At 73.4% G+C, this 17,580-nt stretch carries 17 protein-coding genes; 5 read left to right on the top strand and 12 right to left on the bottom strand.

The features are described from left to right. Positions 1-63: 63 nt before the first annotated feature. Both ACWEO5_RS10850 and ACWEO5_RS10845 read left to right on the top strand, forming a co-directional pair. Positions 64-978 (top strand): helix-turn-helix domain-containing protein, encoded by a 915-nt coding sequence (locus ACWEO5_RS10850; RefSeq protein WP_452162101.1) that lies wholly within the window; start codon positions 64-66, stop codon positions 976-978. Next, complete coding sequence (locus ACWEO5_RS10845) at positions 914-1,102, top strand: DUF397 domain-containing protein (protein ID WP_452162100.1); 189 nt, start codon at positions 914-916, stop codon at positions 1,100-1,102. The genes ACWEO5_RS10850 and ACWEO5_RS10845 overlap by 65 nt, the downstream gene beginning before the upstream one ends. A 32-nt stretch (positions 1,103-1,134) precedes the next feature. Here ACWEO5_RS10845 and ACWEO5_RS10840 read toward each other — a convergent pair whose 3' ends face one another. Further along, positions 1,135-1,872: an ATP-grasp domain-containing protein gene (locus tag ACWEO5_RS10840; protein WP_452162144.1), complete on the bottom strand. Its 738-nt coding sequence runs from the start codon at positions 1,870-1,872 to the stop codon at positions 1,135-1,137. Positions 1,873-2,176: 304 nt separating this feature from the next. Here ACWEO5_RS10840 and ACWEO5_RS10835 point away from each other — a divergent pair, with 304 nt between their 5' ends. Then, positions 2,177-3,754: an alpha/beta fold hydrolase gene (locus ACWEO5_RS10835; RefSeq protein WP_452162099.1), complete on the top strand. Its 1,578-nt coding sequence runs from the start codon at positions 2,177-2,179 to the stop codon at positions 3,752-3,754. Positions 3,755-4,101: 347 nt separating this feature from the next. Here ACWEO5_RS10835 and ACWEO5_RS10830 read toward each other — a convergent pair whose 3' ends face one another. The 4 genes from ACWEO5_RS10830 to proC all read right to left on the bottom strand — a co-directional run bounded on the left by ACWEO5_RS10830 (position 4,102) and on the right by proC (position 7,860). Further along, positions 4,102-4,773, bottom strand: a complete 672-nt coding sequence (locus ACWEO5_RS10830) for a DUF3800 domain-containing protein (RefSeq protein ID WP_452162098.1) — start codon at positions 4,771-4,773, stop codon at positions 4,102-4,104. 244 nt (positions 4,774-5,017) lie between these two features. Then, the gene (locus ACWEO5_RS10825) at positions 5,018-6,229 is read right to left on the bottom strand and encodes an MFS transporter (protein WP_452162143.1); all 1,212 of its coding nucleotides are present in this window, start codon (positions 6,227-6,229) and stop codon (positions 5,018-5,020) included. A 117-nt stretch (positions 6,230-6,346) separates the two neighbouring features. Next, a complete protein-coding gene (locus ACWEO5_RS10820) occupies positions 6,347-7,021 on the bottom strand; it encodes an HAD family hydrolase (protein WP_452162097.1) in 675 nt (224 codons plus the stop codon). An 11-nt stretch (positions 7,022-7,032) separates the two neighbouring features. Next, complete coding sequence (gene proC / locus ACWEO5_RS10815; protein ID WP_344558743.1) at positions 7,033-7,860, bottom strand: pyrroline-5-carboxylate reductase; 828 nt, start codon at positions 7,858-7,860, stop codon at positions 7,033-7,035. 216 nt (positions 7,861-8,076) lie between these two features. Between proC and ACWEO5_RS10810 the strand changes: the two genes are divergently transcribed. Next, on the top strand, positions 8,077-8,505 hold the full coding sequence (locus ACWEO5_RS10810) for a hypothetical protein (RefSeq protein WP_344558744.1): 429 nt from the start codon (positions 8,077-8,079) through the stop codon (positions 8,503-8,505). A 62-nt stretch (positions 8,506-8,567) separates the two neighbouring features. Then, positions 8,568-9,761, top strand: a complete 1,194-nt coding sequence (locus ACWEO5_RS10805; RefSeq protein ID WP_452162096.1) for an SCO2583/SCO2584 N-terminal domain-containing protein — start codon at positions 8,568-8,570, stop codon at positions 9,759-9,761. 7 nt (positions 9,762-9,768) lie between these two features. Here ACWEO5_RS10805 and ACWEO5_RS10800 read toward each other — a convergent pair whose 3' ends face one another. From ACWEO5_RS10800 to ACWEO5_RS10770, 7 genes are all read right to left on the bottom strand, one after another. Next, entirely contained in the window at positions 9,769-10,290 is a 522-nt protein-coding gene (locus tag ACWEO5_RS10800) for a hypothetical protein (RefSeq protein WP_452162095.1), read from the bottom strand. 49 nt (positions 10,291-10,339) lie between these two features. Then, positions 10,340-12,184 carry a dihydroxy-acid dehydratase gene (ilvD, locus tag ACWEO5_RS10795; RefSeq protein WP_452162094.1) on the bottom strand — a complete coding sequence of 615 codons (1,845 nt, stop codon included), beginning with the start codon at positions 12,182-12,184 and terminating at the stop codon, positions 10,340-10,342. Between the two features lie 115 nt (positions 12,185-12,299). Then, positions 12,300-13,055, bottom strand: coding sequence for a class I SAM-dependent methyltransferase (locus ACWEO5_RS10790; RefSeq protein WP_452162093.1), 756 nt, complete (start codon positions 13,053-13,055; stop codon positions 12,300-12,302). A gap of 138 nt (positions 13,056-13,193) precedes the next feature. Next, positions 13,194-13,997: a sugar phosphate isomerase/epimerase family protein gene (locus ACWEO5_RS10785; protein ID WP_344558765.1), complete on the bottom strand. Its 804-nt coding sequence runs from the start codon at positions 13,995-13,997 to the stop codon at positions 13,194-13,196. A gap of 236 nt (positions 13,998-14,233) precedes the next feature. Beyond that, positions 14,234-15,187: a Ppx/GppA phosphatase family protein gene (locus ACWEO5_RS10780; protein WP_452162092.1), complete on the bottom strand. Its 954-nt coding sequence runs from the start codon at positions 15,185-15,187 to the stop codon at positions 14,234-14,236. Between the two features lie 49 nt (positions 15,188-15,236). Then, entirely contained in the window at positions 15,237-16,514 is a 1,278-nt protein-coding gene (locus ACWEO5_RS10775) for an SUKH-4 family immunity protein (protein ID WP_452162091.1), read from the bottom strand. Continuing rightward, the coding region (locus tag ACWEO5_RS10770) for a toxin glutamine deamidase domain-containing protein (RefSeq protein WP_452162090.1) at positions 16,511-17,580 on the bottom strand (1,070 nt) is incomplete at its 5' end. The genes ACWEO5_RS10775 and ACWEO5_RS10770, both read right to left, overlap by 4 nt.

Below are 17,580 nucleotides of genomic sequence, written 5' to 3'. Positions count from 1 at the left end.
AGACCGCCGAATCCGGGATCTGTTGCGTGGAACGCGTGCAACGCGAGGGGCAGAGGTAGCGAGATGGCCTTCCAGAAGCGGCGCCCGGATCCGACCCTGAGCGCACGCCACTTCTACGGTTCCGAGGTCTTACGGCACCGGGAGGAACGCGGCTGGTCCCTGGCCCGCCTGGCCGTCGAGGCACTGTCCTCCGCCGCCACGCTGTCCCGGGTGGAGAGCGGCGACCACCGCGTTCCGGAGGGCCTGTCCGAGCAGTTGGACCGGGTGTTCGAGACGGGCGGCCACTTCATGCGACTGCTGCCGCTGGCCCGGCGGGAGGACCATCCGGCGAAATATCAGGAGATCCTGAGCCTGATCGACCAGGCCACGATGGTCGAGTGCTACAGCCCTTCGGTTGACGGCTTGCTGCAGACCGAGGACTACGCCCGGCACGTCCTGCGGGCGGGCATGCCCTATGCGGTCGACGATGAGATCCAGAACCGCGTGCGGGCCAGGCTCGGTAGGCAGCTCCGCCTTCAGGCAGCAGACTGCCGGTACTGGTTCATCCTGGACGAATCCGCACTCCGACGTGCTGTTGGAGGCCGTGAAGTGATGGCCCGCCAACTGCAGGCGATCCTTGACGTAGCCCGGCTGACCAACGTGGTGGTTCAGGTATTGCCCTTCGAAGCCGGGGCCCACTCCGAGTACTCGTCGCTGTTCCTCCTGACGATGGACGACGGCCAGCGTGTTGCATACGAGGAGAGCAGCCGTGCCGGAGTGGTGTTCGACAAATCCCGTGACGTCGTAGACCGGCAGGCACTCTACGATCTGCTCAGGGCTCAGGCATTGTCCCCAAAGGCATCCGAGCTGCTGATCAGATCTATCCTGGAAGGACTGACCTCCGATGCCCCACGACGACCCTCAGTCATCTGCGGTGGAACGCCGTTGGCGCAAGAGCAGCTACAGCAATGGCGATGGCGGAGCTTGCATCGAGGTTGACGACGCGCACCCGGGCCACGTCCGCGACTCCAAGGACCCCGGCGGCCCCCACCTGACCTTCACCCCCACCGCCTGGGCAGCCTTCGTCGCCGCCACCGCCACCGGCGAGTTCGGCACCGTCTGAGCCGCGTCCGGCCCGGTGCCCACCGCTGCCGGTCACTCCCGTTCGAAGGCCAGGTCTCGCGGCCGCAGGCACTCTCGCGGTCCGGCCGCCCGCAGCACCACGTCCAGCACCCGGGCCGGGTCGGCGGCGTACGCGTGGGAGAACCAGGCCATGTTGGCCTCCACCACGGCCCAGCGGTGGCCGGGGCGGTACGGGTCGAGCAGTTGGCCGACGTCCACGACGACGGCGCTGGGCAGGGTGGGTCCGGCCGAGGTGAGCAGCCGGTCGGTGAACTCGGTGATCTCCGCCGCGAGCGTCCGGCCGGGGCGGTCGGTGCCGAGGGGGGCGGGGTCGAGCCGGCCGAACACCGCGTAGCGGCTCGCGGTGGCGATCCGGCCGTCCAGCAGGAAGAGCCGGTACTCGGCGGCGAAGGTGACCACCTCGGAGAGCAGTACGGGTGTGGCCGGGTCCAGGGTGCCGGGGAGCCGGGAGCCGTCGGTGTGGACCTCGGCGGGGAAGGTCTTGTCGCGGGGCGGCTTGACGAACGTCGGCCGGTCGATCGCCCACGCGTCCGCGATGGTGCCCGCCCGGACCTGACGTCCGGTGAACTCCTCGGGGAGTTCGGCGAGCCAGTCGTCGGTCGGTTCCAGCAGCGCGAACCCCAGCCGACCCGCCAGCCGCGCGCCCGCGACCGGGCCGCCGTACCAGTGCGCCGGACCGGTCAGGCCGGGTTCCTCCGCCGCCCGGACCGGCATGCCCCGGTCGGCCGCCGCCACGGCCAGCAGTTCCATGGTCGACGTCCGCCGCTCTGGCATGACCAGCACCGCGATCCCCTCCTCCGTCCGCAGGGGCATCACGCTAGCCCCGCCGCCCCCACCGCCGCAGCCGAGAATCACCACCCCCGGGCGCACCTGAGAGGCGGCGCCCGGGCCGCCCCCCGGGCGTCCAACTCCCGGCCGGGCGGGCCGCGTTCCGCTCCCGCCATCCCCCGAGCGAGCGACCCGAGTTGTCCTCCCAGCGGTGACGCGCGGCACTGCCCCCCGCTTGTTGACTCGTGAGCACCAGCAAGCAGGCCGAGCAGTCAAGGACAGTGCCATGGACAACGCCCAACACTCCACCGCCCACCGCTTCTTCACCCGGGCCCGCGGCACCACCCGGCGGCTCGCCACCGCACTCGTCGCCACCGCCCTGGCCGGCGGCGCGCTGACCGCGTGCACCGGCGACGACGACGCGGCACCGAAGGGCCGGCAGATCGCCTGGGGCGCCTGCCCGGCCGAGGTCGCCCACCAGGCCGGCGGCCTCGACCTGAGCTGCGGCACCCTGGAAGTCCCGCTGGACTACCGGCACCCGGACGGCCCGAAGATCACGGTGACCGTCTCCCGGCTGGCCGCCACCGACCGGGCGCAGCGGCACGGCGTCCTGCTGCTCAACCCCGGCGGCCCGGCGCTGGGCGGGCTCGCCATGCCAGCGACCATGGCGGCGGCCCTGCCCGCGTCGGTGCGCGCCGACTACGACCTGATCGGCTTCGACCCGCGCGGTGTCGGCCACAGCACCCCGCAGAGCTGCGGACTGCCCAGCCCGTCCGTTCCGGCGATCTTCCCCTACCCGGCCGCCGACGGCTCCATCGACCGGAACGCCGCCCAGGCCGAGTCCTACGCCCGCAAGTGCGCCGAGACCCTCGGCGCGTCCCTGACCCACTTCACCACCGCGAACACCGCCCGCGACCTGGACCGCATCCGCGAGGCCCTCGGCGAGCAGAAGATCTCCTACTGGGGCCAGTCCTACGGCACCTACCTCGGCGCCGTCTACCGCTCCCTCTTCCAGGACCGCACCGACCGGATGGTCCTCGAAGGCAACGTCGACCCCACGAAGGTCTGGGCCGACACGGTGGCCGGCAGCTGGGGACAGGGCATGGCCGAGCGCTTCCCCGACGCCGCCCGCGTCGCCGCCGCGCAGCACGACACCCTCGGACTCGGCGCCACCCCCGACGAAGTCACCCGCACCTACCTCGCCCTGGCGGCCCGGCTCGACCGCACGCCCGCCACCGTCCCCGGCACGCCGACGCCACTGGACGGGGCGCTGCTGCGCAACGTCACGTACGCGACCCTCCTGCACAACGAGACCCTGCCGGTGGCCGCCCGGTTCTGGCGGGCCGCCGCCGACCTCGCCGACGGCCGGCCCACCGACGCCGACACCGCGGTCCTCAAGCAGGTACTGGCCGACGAACCCGCGGTCGAAGGCGTCCCCGCCGACAACCAGGCCACCATGTTCATGGCCATCACCTGCGGCGACGCCCAGTGGCCGCAGGACGCGGCCGGGTACGCGAAGCGCACCGCCGCCGACCGCGCGCAGTGGCCGCTGACCGCGGGCATGCCCGCCGACATCTGGCCCTGCGCCTTCTGGGCCGAGCCCGCCGAGCCCCCCGTCGCCATGACCCCCGGACCCCGCAACACCCTGATCCTGCAGAACCACCGCGACAACGCCACCCCCTGGTCCGGCGCCCTCGGCATGCACGCGGCCCTCGGCACCGGCTCCGCCCTCGTCGGCGTCGACAACGGCGGCCACTACGTCTACGGCACCGGCTCCACCTGCGCCGACCAGGCCACCGCCACCTTCCTCACCACCGGCCGCCTCCCCGCCCAGGACACCACCGAATGCACCGACGTCCACTGACCCCGCCCCACCGGGGCGGATCCCGGCGAAGTCCCCGATCGGTTCCGACACGATCCGATCCACCGCCGCCCACGCCACATGCCTTGGCCCCTTGAGGAGAAGCCTCCGAGTCAGCTTCAAGGACCACTCTTCCGGGCCGTCGAGAAAGGCATTTACAGCTCTTACCTGCCGCTCTGCGGTCAACCTCTATTAACGGAACGCCTTGCCGGAAGCAGGTTGCTCTGATAGCCTGATCAAGCTGGACCGCTACCTGTGTTCACAGGAGCAGTGGTTAGGCTGATCGACAACAGGCCCGCGGCTGACGCCGGGGCCTGTTTTGTTTGCTCCGAACCTGCCTCATCGATCACCTACGGGCAGCGGCACTCCAACTCCATCGCGTGGAGGTACTCGCGGTACCAGTCCCACATGAACTTCCGGCTCGGCTTCCTGCGGGTGCTCTGATAGGCGACGTGGGCGACCAAGTCGGCCATCTGCACCAGTTGGCTGGCATGCGCAGGCTGGAGCCACCCGTCCTCGATGACTCGTCGCGAGTGGAGTTTCAGATCGCGGTGGGCGGCCCGCACGTTGGGATCCGGCACACCATGATCGCCACCATCGACGATGATCACACCGTGGGCGTTCCGCTCCTCCAGGACAGAGTCCAGAGCACGGACGGTCGCAGCGTAAGCGTCCGCCTTGACCGGGCCGCACATCTCACAGGTGAGCAAGCCGACGCCCTGCTGGGCGCCGATGGCCTTGATCGCCTTCAGCGCCTTCTCGCAGACTTCACGTCGCAAGTGCACACTCGTATTGATCAAGTTGTCCGGGTTGTTCGAATCGGGTCGGCCGGTCCCTTTCAACCACTCGTAGGTGTGCCATTCGTAGTCAGTCGGAACCTGGTGCCGCGCATACATCCACTTCCGAAACTTCAACCACTGGCGAAGGGTCACAGGCCACTTCTCCATCGGGATCAGCAGAGCCGTGAAGAAGCTGGACTTCTCATCTCCAGAGTCGTCCGTATAGATCAAGTACGAGGACACGGCGCCACTCTAGGTCCCCTCGGCTGGCCTTGGGCGTGGAAGCGTCGGGAAGTAACCGAGAGAAGTCCTCGGCTGTGGGACGAGTTCGAGCGGGTGCTCGCCTGGTGGCACGGCGCGGGCCGGCCCGGGGTCGAGCGGTTCGGGCTCACCGTCACGCCGGAGGGTCGGCACGCCTGGCTGGACGAACCCGCCCAAGCGATCTGACCGGTCGGACCGTTCGGGCCGGTCGGGCCGTTCGGGCCGTTCAGGCCGGGCTCTTCGCCAGGTCGGCCGGTTCGGCCGGGGCCGGGGCGAAGTGCGGGGCGAGCGGGAGGACGGCCAGGACGAGGAGCATGGGGGCGCAGAAGGCCCAGCGGTAGTTGGAGAGTTCGGCGAGGGCCCCGACCAGGGGGGAGCCGATCAGGAAGCCGACGTAGTTGAAGAGGTTGAGGCGGGCGACGGCGGCGTCGCTGGCGTGCGGGAAGAGCCGGCCGCCGGCGGCGAAGACCTGCGGGATGATCGCGCAGATGCCGAAGCCGAGGACGGTGAAGCCGAGGATGCCGCCCCAGGGGCCGGGGGCGAGGACGGCGATCAGGAAGCCCGCGGCGGCGACGGCGGTGCCGGTGCGGACCACCGGGAGGACGGTGAAGCGCTGGACGGCGCGGTCGCCGACGGCGCGGCCGAGCAGCATGGCGACCATGTAGCCGAGGTAGGAGAACTTGGCGAGGTCCTCGGGGCTGTCCAGGCCGTCGGTGAGGTACTTGACGCTGTAGTTGGAGACCGAGGCGTCGGCGATGTAGGCGAAGGCCATCACGGCGCAGAGCGGGAGCAGCGGCTTCCAGGGGATGCGGCGGGCGGCCAGTTCGGCGGCCTCCCGGACGGCGTCGCCCAGTTCGGCGGGGCCGGCGAACCAGCGTCCGGCGACGATCGCGGCGGGGACGAGGACGGTCGCGGCGCCGCCGAAGAGCAGCGGCAGCCCGGTGTCCCAGTGGGCGCCGATCGCGGCGATCGCGGCGCCGACGATGCCGCCGAGGCTGAACGCGGCGTGGAAGCCGATCATGATGCTGCGGCCGTAGCGGTGCTGGAGGCCGACGCCGAGCATGTTCATCGAGGCGTCCAGGGCGCCGACCAGCAGGCCGAACAGGCCGAGGGCGATGGCGAGTTGCCAGAGCCGGGAGCCGAGGCCGGTGAGCGCCAGGGTGAGGCAGAGGGCGGGTTGGACGACCCGCAGGACGCCGCGCGCGGTGGTGCGCTTGACCAGCGTCTCGGAGGTGATGGAGCCGACGCCGGCCAGGATCGGGACGGCGGCGAGGAAGAGCGGGAGCAGGCCGTCGCTGAGGCCGTAACGTTTCTGCAGATCGGTGATGCAGGTGACCAGCAGGGCGAAGGTGGTGCCCTGCAGGAAGAAGGAGACGGCCAGCGCGGCCCGGGCCTGCCGGAGCCGGGGGGTGGGTTCGGCCGTGGCCGTGACCTGCATCGGGACCTCGCTCACCACCGACGCTACCGGCCGGTACGCAACTGTTGGGCAGAGCGTAGGCGGTCGGCGGCGCCGGCGGGAGGGGGTCGGGGGGACCAGTTCGGGGACGCGGAGGGATCAGTTCGGCAGCAGGCCGATCGCCCCGTCCAGGGTACTGAGCAGGCCGGTCGCCCCCGCCGAGGTGAGCTTGGCCGGTTCGGTGAGCGCCGCGTAGCCGTAGACGTCCATCCCGGCGGCCCGGGCGGCCAGCACGCCGTTGCGGCTGTCCTCCAGGACCAGGCAGCGGGCCGGGTCGACGCCCATGGTGCGGGCGGCGTGCAGGAACAGGTCGGGGGCGGGCTTGCCGACGCCGACGTCCTGGGCGGAGAACAGCAGCTCGTCCGTGAAGTACCCGGACAGGCCGGTGAGGCGGTGCGCGGTGCGGATCCAGGAGTGGTGGGCGGAGGAGGCGACGCAGTAGCGGACGCCGTGCTCCTGGAGGTGGGTGAGCAGCTTCTCCGCCCCGGCCACCGGACGCAGCTCCTCCTCGAAGGCGGCGAACACCCGCTCGTGGAACAGGTCGTCGAAGCCCGCCGGGAGCGCCGCCCCGTACCGCTCGGCGATCACGTCGTGCACGGTGTGCGCGGCGGTGCCCATGAAGTCCCGGTAGGAGTCCTCGACGGTGGTGGGGTAGCCGAGCTCGGTCAGGTACTCGGCGAGCACCCGGTTGGAGATCGGCTCGCTGTCCACCAGCACGCCGTCGTTGTCCAGGATCAGCAGGTCGTAGCCGTCGCGGCCGATGTCGTCACTCACGTCGACCGAGCCTACTTGCCGCCGCCCGCCAGCTCCCGGGAGCGGTCCCGGGCGGCCTCCAGCGCGCCGAGCAGCGCGGCCCGGACGCCGTGGTTCTCCAGCTCGCGGATGGCGGCGATGGTGGTGCCGGCCGGGGAGGTGACGGCCTCGCGCAGCTTGACGGGGTGCTCGCCGGAGTCGCGCAGCATCACCGAGGCGCCGATCGCGGACTGCACGATCAGCTCGTGCGCGACCTGGCGGGGCAGGCCGAGCAGGATGCCCGCGTCGATCATCGCCTCGACCAGGAAGTAGAAGTAGGCGGGGCCGGAGCCGGACAGCGCGGTGGCGGCGTCCTGCTGGCTCTCCGGGACGCGCAGCGCCTTGCCGACCGAGCGGAAGATCGCCTCGGTGCGGGCCAGGTGCGCCTCGGTGGCGTGCGAGCCGCCGGAGATCACGCTCATGCCCTCGTCGACCAGGACGGGGGTGTTGGGCATCACCCGGACCACGGGGGTGCCGGGGGCGAGGCGCTCCTCGAACCAGGCGGTGGGGATGCCCGCGGCGGCCGAGACCACCAGCTTGTCGGCGGCCACGTGCTCGGCCAGCTCGTCCAGCAGGGTGCCCATGTCCTGCGGCTTGACCGCGAGGATCAGGGTGTCGGCGAGCTTGGCGGCCTCCGCGTTGGTGACGGTGGTGACGCCGTAGCGGTCGGCGAGTTCGGTGGCGCGCTCGGCACGGCGGGCGGTGACCAGCACGTCAGCGGGCGAGGTGCCGGCCCGCAGCAGACCGGAGAGCAGGGCCTCGCCGATCTTGCCCGTCCCGAGGAAGGCGATCTTCTGGCCGGCGGTGCTGCGGTCGCTCATGGTGCGTGCCTCCGTACGGTGCGGTTCCTGGCCGCCATCTTGCACCGGGACGCCGCCGCCCCGGCAGAGGTGTCCACCCTGCGGGCGCGGGGCGGCACCGAGCCGCGCAGCGCCGCACCGCCACCGCCACCGCCCCCCGTAGGGGGAATCTCAGGGGCCGGGGCTATGGCTTCCGGGCCCCGGCGGGGGCACCGTGGAGGCATGGGACACGGAGAGTTGTCAGGACGTGAGAACCGCCAGGTCGCCGTCGCCGCCGCGACGCTCGGACCGTGGAAGACGGCGGCGGCGGTGGGCACGGTGGTCGGCGGGGCCGCGCTCGCGGTGGACGTGGTCACCCTGCACTGGTCACTGGACATCCTGGCCGGGCCGGTGAGCTGGGGGCTGTTCTTCTTCTTCCTGGTCGGCACGGTGGGCGGCCGGCTGCGCGGCGGCGGTGACCGGCGGCTGCGCCGCTGGGCGGACGCGCACCCGTGGCAGTCCGTGCTCCCGGCCTCCGGGGCGCTGCTGGTGCTGAACACGCTCGCGCTGTGGCTGCTGGGCGACTACGGCCTGTTCGGGGCGCTGTTCACCTCGCTGCTGCCGGCCGGCGCGCTGCTCGCGGTGGCGGGCGTGGTGGGGGCGGTGAAGGCGGCCCGCAAGGACTGACGGCGCGTCATGTTCGCCCCCCGTTGTCGGGGGTGTCGTCGGCGGTCGGCATACTTCCGGCCGTGCCGACGACAGATGAGCCGGGGCCCGACAACGGCGGCCCCGGCAGAACCGACGACCCCTTCGAGGGGCTGGTGCTGGACGAGGAGTTCGTCCGGTCCGCGACGAACAAGGAGGCGTCCGGGCGTTCCCGGATGCTGGCCGAGCGGTGGAAGAGGAACCCGCCGCCGGAGAACGAGCCGTGGCGTCCGGCCACGGAGGTCCGGTCGAAGGGCCGGCAGAGCGGGCCGAAGCGCTCGCACCCGGTGCGCAGCGCGCTGCTGCTGCTCGGGGTGGTGGTGGCCGTGCTGGTCGGACTGGCCGTCACCGACCTCGGCCGCTCGAAGGCGCCGAAGCCCTCCGCGCTGCCTACGGTGGGCGCGGAGACCGCCCCGCCGAGCAGCGCCCCGCCCACCGTGGACCCGGACCTGCCGACCCCGGAACGCCCCTGGGCGGGTTCGCCCGCCGTGTCCTGGCCGAACGGCATGGACGGTGTCGGCGGCCCCGACAGCACGCCCGCGACGGGCGTGTTCAGCGCGAAGCAGGTGGCCGCGAACGTGGACGCGGTGAAGGCGTACCTGGTCGCCGCCAACCTGGACCCGCAGGTGCTGTCGGGCGGGAGCGTGCAGCCCGTCCTGGACCTGGTGGGCACCCGGGACGCCGACTGGCTGCGCGCGGCGCTGGCCCACCCCGACGCCGAGCACGACCCGGTGAGCTGGGTGAGCCGCTTCGACCCGGCCCGGGCGCTGCCGATCACCGACCAGGTGAAGGTGCAGGGCCGGCTCTCCGTCGAGGGCGACGGTGCGAAGGGCATGCTGGTGCACGCCGACGTCACCTTCGTGTACGCGGTGCGCCCCGGCCCGGACGCCGGGAAACCGGTGCCCGACGGCCTCGGCGCCGGCGCGCGGTCGGCCTCCTGGACGCAGCTGGACCGCGGCCGGGTGGTGGAGCGGGAGATCGTCCGCCGGGAGATGACCTTCCGGTTCTACGACCCGGAGCACTACGACGTGACGCCCGGGAAGCCGGTGCTGGACGAGTTCCGCAGCGAGTTCGACAACAACTGGTGCGAGATGGGCTCCGGTTACCTGCAGCCGCAGTTCTTGTCCCTGGGAACGGGCACGAGCGGCGCGACGCCGACCGGCCCGACCACCGACCCGTACGACCGCACCGAGCCGCTGCCGGAGGACGAGACCTGCCGCCGGATCACCCGCAGCTGACGGACGCTCAGGCCCGCCGCCGGGCCGCCTTGCGGGCCTCGCGCTCCGCCCGGGCGGCGCTGCGGCGGTGCCAGACGGCGCTCTCCTGGTCGTACGCGGCGCGCTTGAGGCCCTCGCCGGGGGCCTCGACCAGGCTGCGGGCGAAGTAGGCGGCCAGGGCCCCGGCGAAGCCGACCAGCCAGACGCCGGCCAGTTGCTTCTCCTCGGCCATCCAGCCGGTCAGCGCGTCCTTGCCCTCGGTGAGGATCTTCCAGTTCCGCAGGCCGGCCAGCGCGCTGCAGAGGCCGACGGCGAGCGACAGCAGCGTCGTGAGCGGGCCCGCCTCGGACATCCGGACGCCGGAGACGCCCAGGCGCAGCAGGAGCGCCCCGGCGGCGGTGGCCGCGAGGGCGCCGGTCGAGACCGCGGCGCGGCGCAGCCAGTAGCCGGTGCCGCGCTGGACCCAGGTGGTGCCGAACCAGCGGATCGGCGGGGGGACGGGGGCCCCGTCCGCGGTGGTCGTCGCGCTCGTCGTACTCGTCGTACTCACGGTCCGATTATCACCACGAACGGGGGCCTTCCCCCGGGTGCCACGCGCCTCAGCCGAGCTTGGAGACGTCCCGGACGGCGCCCTTGTCGGCGGAGGTGGCCATCGCCGCGTACGCCCGGAGCGCGGCCGAGACGTGCCGCTCGCGGGTCTTCGGGCGGTAGCCGCCCTCGGACTCCAGCTTGAGCCGGCGCTCGTGCAGCTCCTCGAAGGAGACGTCCAGGTTGATGGTGCGGGCCGGGATGTCGATGGTGATCGAGTCGCCGTCCTCGACCAGCGCGATGGCGCCGCCGGAGGCCGCCTCCGGGGAGATGTGCCCGATCGAGAGGCCCGAGGTGCCGCCGGAGAACCGGCCGTCGGTGATCAGCGCGCACGCCTTGCCCAGGCCGCGGCCCTTCAGGAAGGAGGTCGGGTAGAGCATCTCCTGCATGCCCGGACCGCCCTTGGGGCCCTCGTAGCGGATGACCACCACGTCGCCCTCGGTGATCTCCTTGCGGAGGATCTTGTCGACCGCCTCGTCCTGGGACTCGCAGACCACGGCCTTGCCCCGGAAGCGCCAGATCGACTCGTCCACGCCCGCGGTCTTCACCACGCAGCCGTCCTCGGCGATGTTGCCGTACAGCACCGCGAGGCCGCCCTCGACCGAGTAGGCGTGCTCGACGCTGCGGATGCAGCCCCCGGCGGCGTCGGTGTCCAGGGTGTCCCAGCGCTCGGACTGGCTGAACGCCTCGGCGGAGCGGACGCAGCCGGGGGCCGCGTACCAGAGGTCGACGGCCTCCGCGGAGGCCGAGCCGCCGCGCACGTCCCAGGTCTTCATCCACTCGGCGAGCGAGTCGGAGTGCACGGTGTGCACGTCCTCGTGCAGCAGGCCGCCGCGGTACAGCTCGCCCAGGATGGCGGGGATGCCGCCGGCCCGGTGCACGTCCTCCATGTAGTACGAGCCGTTCGGGGCCACCTTGGACAGGCACGGCACCTTGCGGGAGATGCTGTCGATCACCCGCATGTCGAAGTCGACCTCGGCCTCCTGGGCGGCGGCCAGCAGGTGCAGGATCGTGTTGGTGGAGCCGCCCATCGCGATGTCCAGCGCCATCGCGTTCTCGAACGCGGCCCGGGTGGCGATGTTGCGCGGCAGCACCGAGTCGTCGTCGCCGCCGTAGTAGCGGTTGGTGATGTCGACCACGGTGCGGCCGGCCTGCTCGTACAGGGCGCGGCGGCCGGTGTGGGTGGCCAGCAGCGAGCCGTTGCCGGGCAGCGAGAGGCCGATCGCCTCGGTCAGGCAGTTCATCGAGTTGGCGGTGAACATGCCGGAGCAGGAACCGCAGGTCGGACAGGCGTTCTCCTCGATGATCGAGATGTCCGCGTCGGAGACGTTCTCGTTCACCGCCTGGGAGATCGCGTCGACCAGGTCCAGCTTGCGGACGGTGCCGTCGACCAGGGTGGCCTTGCCGGCCTCCATCGGGCCGCCGGAGACGAAGACCGTCGGGATGTTCAGGCGCAGCGCGGCCATCAGCATGCCGGGGGTGATCTTGTCGCAGTTGGAGATGCAGATCAGCGCGTCGGCGCAGTGCGCGTTGACCATGTACTCGACCGAGTCGGCGATCAGGTCGCGCGAGGGCAGCGAGTACAGCATGCCGTCGTGGCCCATCGCGATGCCGTCGTCGACCGCGATGGTGTTGAACTCGCGCGGGATGCCGCCCGCCTGCTTGATCGCCTCGGAGACGATCCGGCCGACCGGCTGCAGGTGGGTGTGGCCCGGGACGAACTCGGTGAAGGAGTTGGCGACCGCGATGATCGGCTTGCCGAAGTCCTCGCGGGCTACGCCCGCGGCGCGCAGAAGGGCGCGCGCGCCCGCCATGTTGCGACCCTGGGTGACCGTGTTGGACCTCAGCTGGGGCATCGTTGCCGCTCCTTCAGGAGACTCTCGGGGGTTGTCGAGCCTACGCCCGCCCCGGCCGCCCCGGACCCGGTGTCCGCGATGCGGTCAGTGCGGGCGCCCCCGGCGGACGCCCCGGCTACGGCTTCGGCGCGACGAACAGGTCCAGCAGGTACGGCTCGACCACCTGCCCGTCCGGGAACTCGGCGAGCAGCGCCGCCCGCTCCGCGGCCAGCACCGGGGCCCGCTGCTCCGGCTCCAGCACCGCGAAGTACGAGCGGGAGGTCAGGTCGTCGATCACCCGGTCCACCGGGATCCGCCGCTCCCAGCGCAACCGCGCGGTGCGCACCTCCAGGCCCGCCTCCGTCAGGTCCCGGTGCCGGACGTTCACCCCGCCGTAGTAGTGGTAGGTCGGCAGGGCCGCGATCATCCGCTCCTGCTGCGCGGCCAGCCACGGCACCTCGTAGTCCTTCACGTTCCACCACACCGCCAGCGCCCCGCCCGGGCGCAGCACCCGCAGCGCCTCCGGGATCGACCGGCCCGGCTCCGTCCAGTGGAACGCCTGGGCGTACGTCACGAAGTCCACCGAGGCGTCGTGGAAGGGCAGTTCGTCGCCGCTCGCCTTCACCACCGGCACCTCGGGGCTGACCTCGCGGAGCACCGCGGCCATCCCCTCGCTCGGCTCCACCGCGACCACCCGGGCACCGCGCCCGGCCAGCAGCCGGGTCGCGATGCCGGTGCCCGCGCCCACGTCCAGCACGTCGGCGCCGGCCAGCGGGCGGCCGGAGAGCCGCTCCAGCTCGTCGAACAGCGCGTCCGGATAGGACGGCCGGGCCGCCTGGTACTGCGCGGCCACCGGGCCGAAGGAGGCGGCGTGCGCCTTCACGTCGTCCATGTCGTTCCCCTCTCCCGGGTCATCCCCGGCTGCGCGAGCAGAGCACCGGGTCGTAGCCGCCCGGGCTCTCGTCGATCATGCCGACGACCCTAGGCCCAACGGGCGCTCCGTGCACGAGCTTTGTGGATCGACGGTGGATCAGGAGTCCGGCCGGGCCGTCGCCAGGTGCAGCCTGGTGAACGCCAGCGCCTCCGCCAGGTCCGCCTCCCGCTCCGCCGGGCCGCCCGACTTGCGGGTGTTCACCTCCAGCACCACGTGCCCGTCGAAGCCCGTCCGGGCCAGCCGCTCCAGCAGCTCCGCGCACGGCTGCTTGCCGCGCCCCGGGATCAGGTGCTCGTCCTTCCCCGACCCCGACCCGTCCGCCAGGTGCACGTGCGCCAGCCGGTCGCCCATCCGGTCCACCAGCTCGAACGCGTCCGTCCTGGACGTCGCCGCGTGCGACAGGTCCACGGTGAAGTGCCGGTACGCCTCGTCCGTGACGTCCCAGCCCGGCGCGTACGCCAGCACCTCGCGGTCCCGGTAGCGCCACGGGTACATGTTCTCCACCGCGAACCGGACGTCCGTCTCCCCCGCCATCCGGTCGATCCCCGCCACGAACTCCCGCGCGTACTGCCGCTGCCACCGGAACGGCGGGTGCACCACCACGGTGTCCGCCCCCAACCGCTCCGCCGCCCGCCGGGCCCGCACCAGCTTCGTCCACGGATCCGTGCTCCACACCCGCTGCGTGATCAGCAGGCAGGGCGCGTGCACCGCGAGGATCGGCACCCCGTGCCGGTCCGAGAGCCGCCGCAACGCCTCCACGTCCTGGCTCACCGGATCGTTCCAGACCATCACCTCGACGCCGTCGTACCCCAGCCGCGCCGCCAGCTCGAACGCCGTCTCCGTCGTCGACGGGTACACCGACGCCGTCGACAGCGCCACCTTCGTGTCCGGCACGTGCAACGCCGGGTGCGGCGGCGGCAGCACCGGCCGCTCCAGCTTCCGCCGCGCCGTCCTGGCGGCCCGCGCCGCCTTCAACGGCAGGGGGCCGCGCCTCGACCGCCGCTCCTCCGCCGAATCCGCCACGCCAACCAGACTAGGTCACGCTCCGCGAAACCAGGGGCGGGGAGACCCGCTGCGCCGAGGCACGACCAGGGGCGCCCCCTGGCCGCACCGTCCCGCCGAGCGCGCCGCAGGCGTCACGCCTCGATCGCGACGCGGCTCTCGTGCCCGTCCAGCGAGTCCAGCCGCCGCAGGATGATGCCCTCGCGCAGGGCCCACGGGCAGATGTCGAGCTCCTCCAGGCCGAAGAGGTCCATCGCCGCGTCGGCGACCAGCGCGCCGGCGAGCAGCTGGCGGGCCCGGCCGGGCGAGACGCCGGGGATCCGGGCCCGCTCGGCGGGGGTCATCGCGGCGAGCCGGGGCAGCCACGCGGACAGGCCGGCCCGGCTGAGCTTGCGGGGGACGCGGGCGCCCGCGCCCTCGGGGGCGGCGCCGGTCATCCGGGCGAGCTGCTTGAAGGTCTTGGAGGTGGCGACGGCGTGGTCGGGCGGCCCGAGCCGGGTGAAGTCGCCGACCGTCCCGGCGATCTCGGCGCGGATGTGGCGCCGCAGTTCGCGCAGGTCGCCGGGGTCGGCGACCTCACCGGGCAGCCGGGGGGTGAGGCGGCCGGCACCGAGCGGCAGGGAGGCGGCCACGGCGGGTTGCTCGTCGATGCCGCAGGCGACCTCCAGCGAGCCGCCGCCGATGTCGAGGTTGAGCAGCCGGCCGGAGGACCAGCCGAACCAGCGGCGGACGGCGAGGAAGGTGAGCCGGGCCTCGTCCTGCCCGGACAGCACGGTGAGCGCGACGCCGGTCTCGTCCTCGACCCGGCGCAGCACCTCCTCGCCGTTGGCGGCCTCCCGGACGGCGGAGGTGGCGAACGGCAGCAGGTCGACGACGCCCTTGTCCTCGGCGACCCGCAGCGAGGAGGCGACCATCGAGACCAGCCGGTCGACGCCGACCGCGCTGATCGCCCCGTCCTCCTCCAGCAGCTCGGCGAGGCGCAGTTCGGCCTTGTGGGAGTAAGCGGGCAGCGGGGCCGCACCGGGGTGGGCGTCCACCACGAGGAAGTGGACGGTGTTGGAGCCTACGTCGAGCACACCGAGTCGCATGACCGTCCAACCTAGCCCAACCCGGTGACCGGCAGGGATACGAACGGCGTCAGAGCATTCCGTCCCAGAGCTGTTCGACGATGACCGCCCACCAGTTCTCCGGGTCGCGCAGCGCCGTCCGGTCGAGTCCGGCCAGCGCCCACTGGAGTTCGGCGACGGCGGGGCCGGCCTGCTCGGGCGGGAGGTCGAGCAGGGCCGGGCGGCGTTCGGCGAGCAGGGCCAGCGAGCGGGTGAAGGCGGTGAGGTCGGCGTTGCAGTAGCGGGCCTCGCAGGTGTCGGGGTCGACGGCGCGGACCCTGCCCTGGGCGGTGTCGACGGTGATCAGCGCCCAGCCGTCGGTGCCGATCAGGCGCTGGCCGAGCAGCGCGGCCCGGGCGGCGGCGGTGGCCCGGCGGCCGCGGCCGAGCGCGGTGAGGTGCTCGGCGAGGTCGGGCAGCGGCGGGGCGGCCTGTTCGGCGATGCCGTCGGCCTCGGGCAGGTGCAGGGCGAAGAAGCCGGGGACCTCGCGCGGCAGGCCGGTGCGCCGCAGCGGGCGGGCGACGGCCTCGGGCAGGTCGGCGGCGAGCGTCTCGGCCTGCTCGAAGCGGCGGACGCCGTCCTCGCCGAACAGCGCGGCCAGCCGCCGGCCGAGGCCCGTCTCGTCCTCGGGCTGGGCGGGCGGCACGGCGGCCGGGAACGGCACCCGGTTGTGGCCGCTGCGGGTGCGGGCCACCAGGGCCCGCACGGCGGCCGCCCGATGGTCGTGCCGGGGCCCGTACGGCTGCTCGAACTCCAGCCGGACGCCGGGGAGTTGCTCGGCGACGGCCTGCTCGGAGTAGCTGCCGGGCAGCATCGACAGCCGCAGGTCGGTGCGCAGCGCGACCAGTCGGTCGGCCGGGACGCCCTGCTCGGCGAGCTGCTGCCGGGCCCGCAGCGCGGGGTGCGGGCGGCCGTGCGCGGAGTGGACGGTGAGGGACTGCGGCTGGTCCTTGTCATCCCGGTAGCTGAGGGTGGCCCGGGTGCCGGGGCCGGTGACCGGCGGCCGGGACGGGTCGTGGCTGCCCGCGCCGAGCCGGTCCCGGTGCAGCTGCTCGACCACCGGCACCGGGACGGACGGGTAGACGACGAGTTCGCCGGTGGCCCGGTCGACCACGGCGCAGGCCGCGCCGATCTCCTCGGGGGCCCGGCGGGCGCCGCTGAGCGGGTCGGTGAGGAGCGGCGCGGGTTCCGGCCAGAGCACCCAGCCGAGGTCGAACTCGTGGCACCTGACAGGCCGCGCCCCCTCCTGCGGGAGGTCGCCGTTGACCCAGCGGTGGGCGGTGGCGAGGGCCTGCTCGCGGGTGATCATCGGCTGGTGCTCCCGGTGGCGGTGCGGTGGATGGTGAGCCGGGATCGCGGCGGGGCGGGCTCGGTGGCGGGCTCGGGGCGGTCGGCGTCCGGGCCGCCCGCGCCGACCAGCACCGGCTCCGGCTCGGGCTCGGGCGCCGCCCCGGGCGCGGGGGTGTGCTCCGGGACGGCGACGGTGGCCGGCAGCGGCGCGGCCAGGTCGATCGGCCGGTCGGCGGCGTCCACCGCGATCGCCCACAGGCCGTGGTCGGCCGGGTAGAGCGGGGTGGGCGCGGCGTAGCCGGTCTGGTGGTCCAGGTAGCTGAGCACGCCCTTGTGGTTGACCGCGTTCCAGGTGTGCGAGCGGCCGAACGCGTCGACGGTGAGCAGCACCGCGCGGGTGCCGGTGCCGTGGGCGAGCAGCGCCTGGCCGAGCCTGCCGTGGGCGTCGGCGCCGTCGCCGAGGTCGAGGAAGCGGGTGCCGAGTTCGAGTTCGGCGCGGTCGCGGCCGCCGCGCTCGCCGGCCGGGCCGTCGGGCAGCCGGGGCGCGGCGCAGGTCGGCGCCCCGCCGAGGGTGTCCACGGCGGACAGCGACACGTCCACGCAGTTGTTGGCGCGCCCGCTCTCGGCGGGGCCGCCGCCGTTGAGCACCTCGATCCACTCGCCGACCATCGGGTCCGGCGCGGGCACCGGGGTGCGGCGCACCGCCTCGGCCTGGTGCGCCGGGTCGACCGGGCCGAGCCCGCCGGGCAGGCCGTACGGGCGGCTGTCGGCGAGGACCCGCTCGCGCTCGCCGGTCGGCAGCGGGCCGACCGCGCCGCCACCGCGGCGGCCGTTGGCGATCACCAGCCAGGCCGCGGACGCCTGCCCGGGGTTCACCGGCAGGCCCTGCTCGTCGGTGCCGGACTGCCGCCGGACGTCGCCCGGCGGCTCGTAGCCGCGCACCGGGCCGCCGGGCGCCTGCTGGCCGATCCCGCCACCGCCGATCGGCACCACCGGACCGGTCGCCACCGGGCGGCCGCCCGCCGGGTGCTGGCCCACGCCGACCACCGCGAGATCGGAGGAGCGGCGTGGAGCGGGAAAGTGTC

Source organism: Kitasatospora sp. NPDC004272 (genome assembly GCF_053603035.1).
The sequence above is the reverse complement of the archived record's forward strand: the minus strand, read 5'-3'. Positions and strand labels throughout refer to the sequence as shown.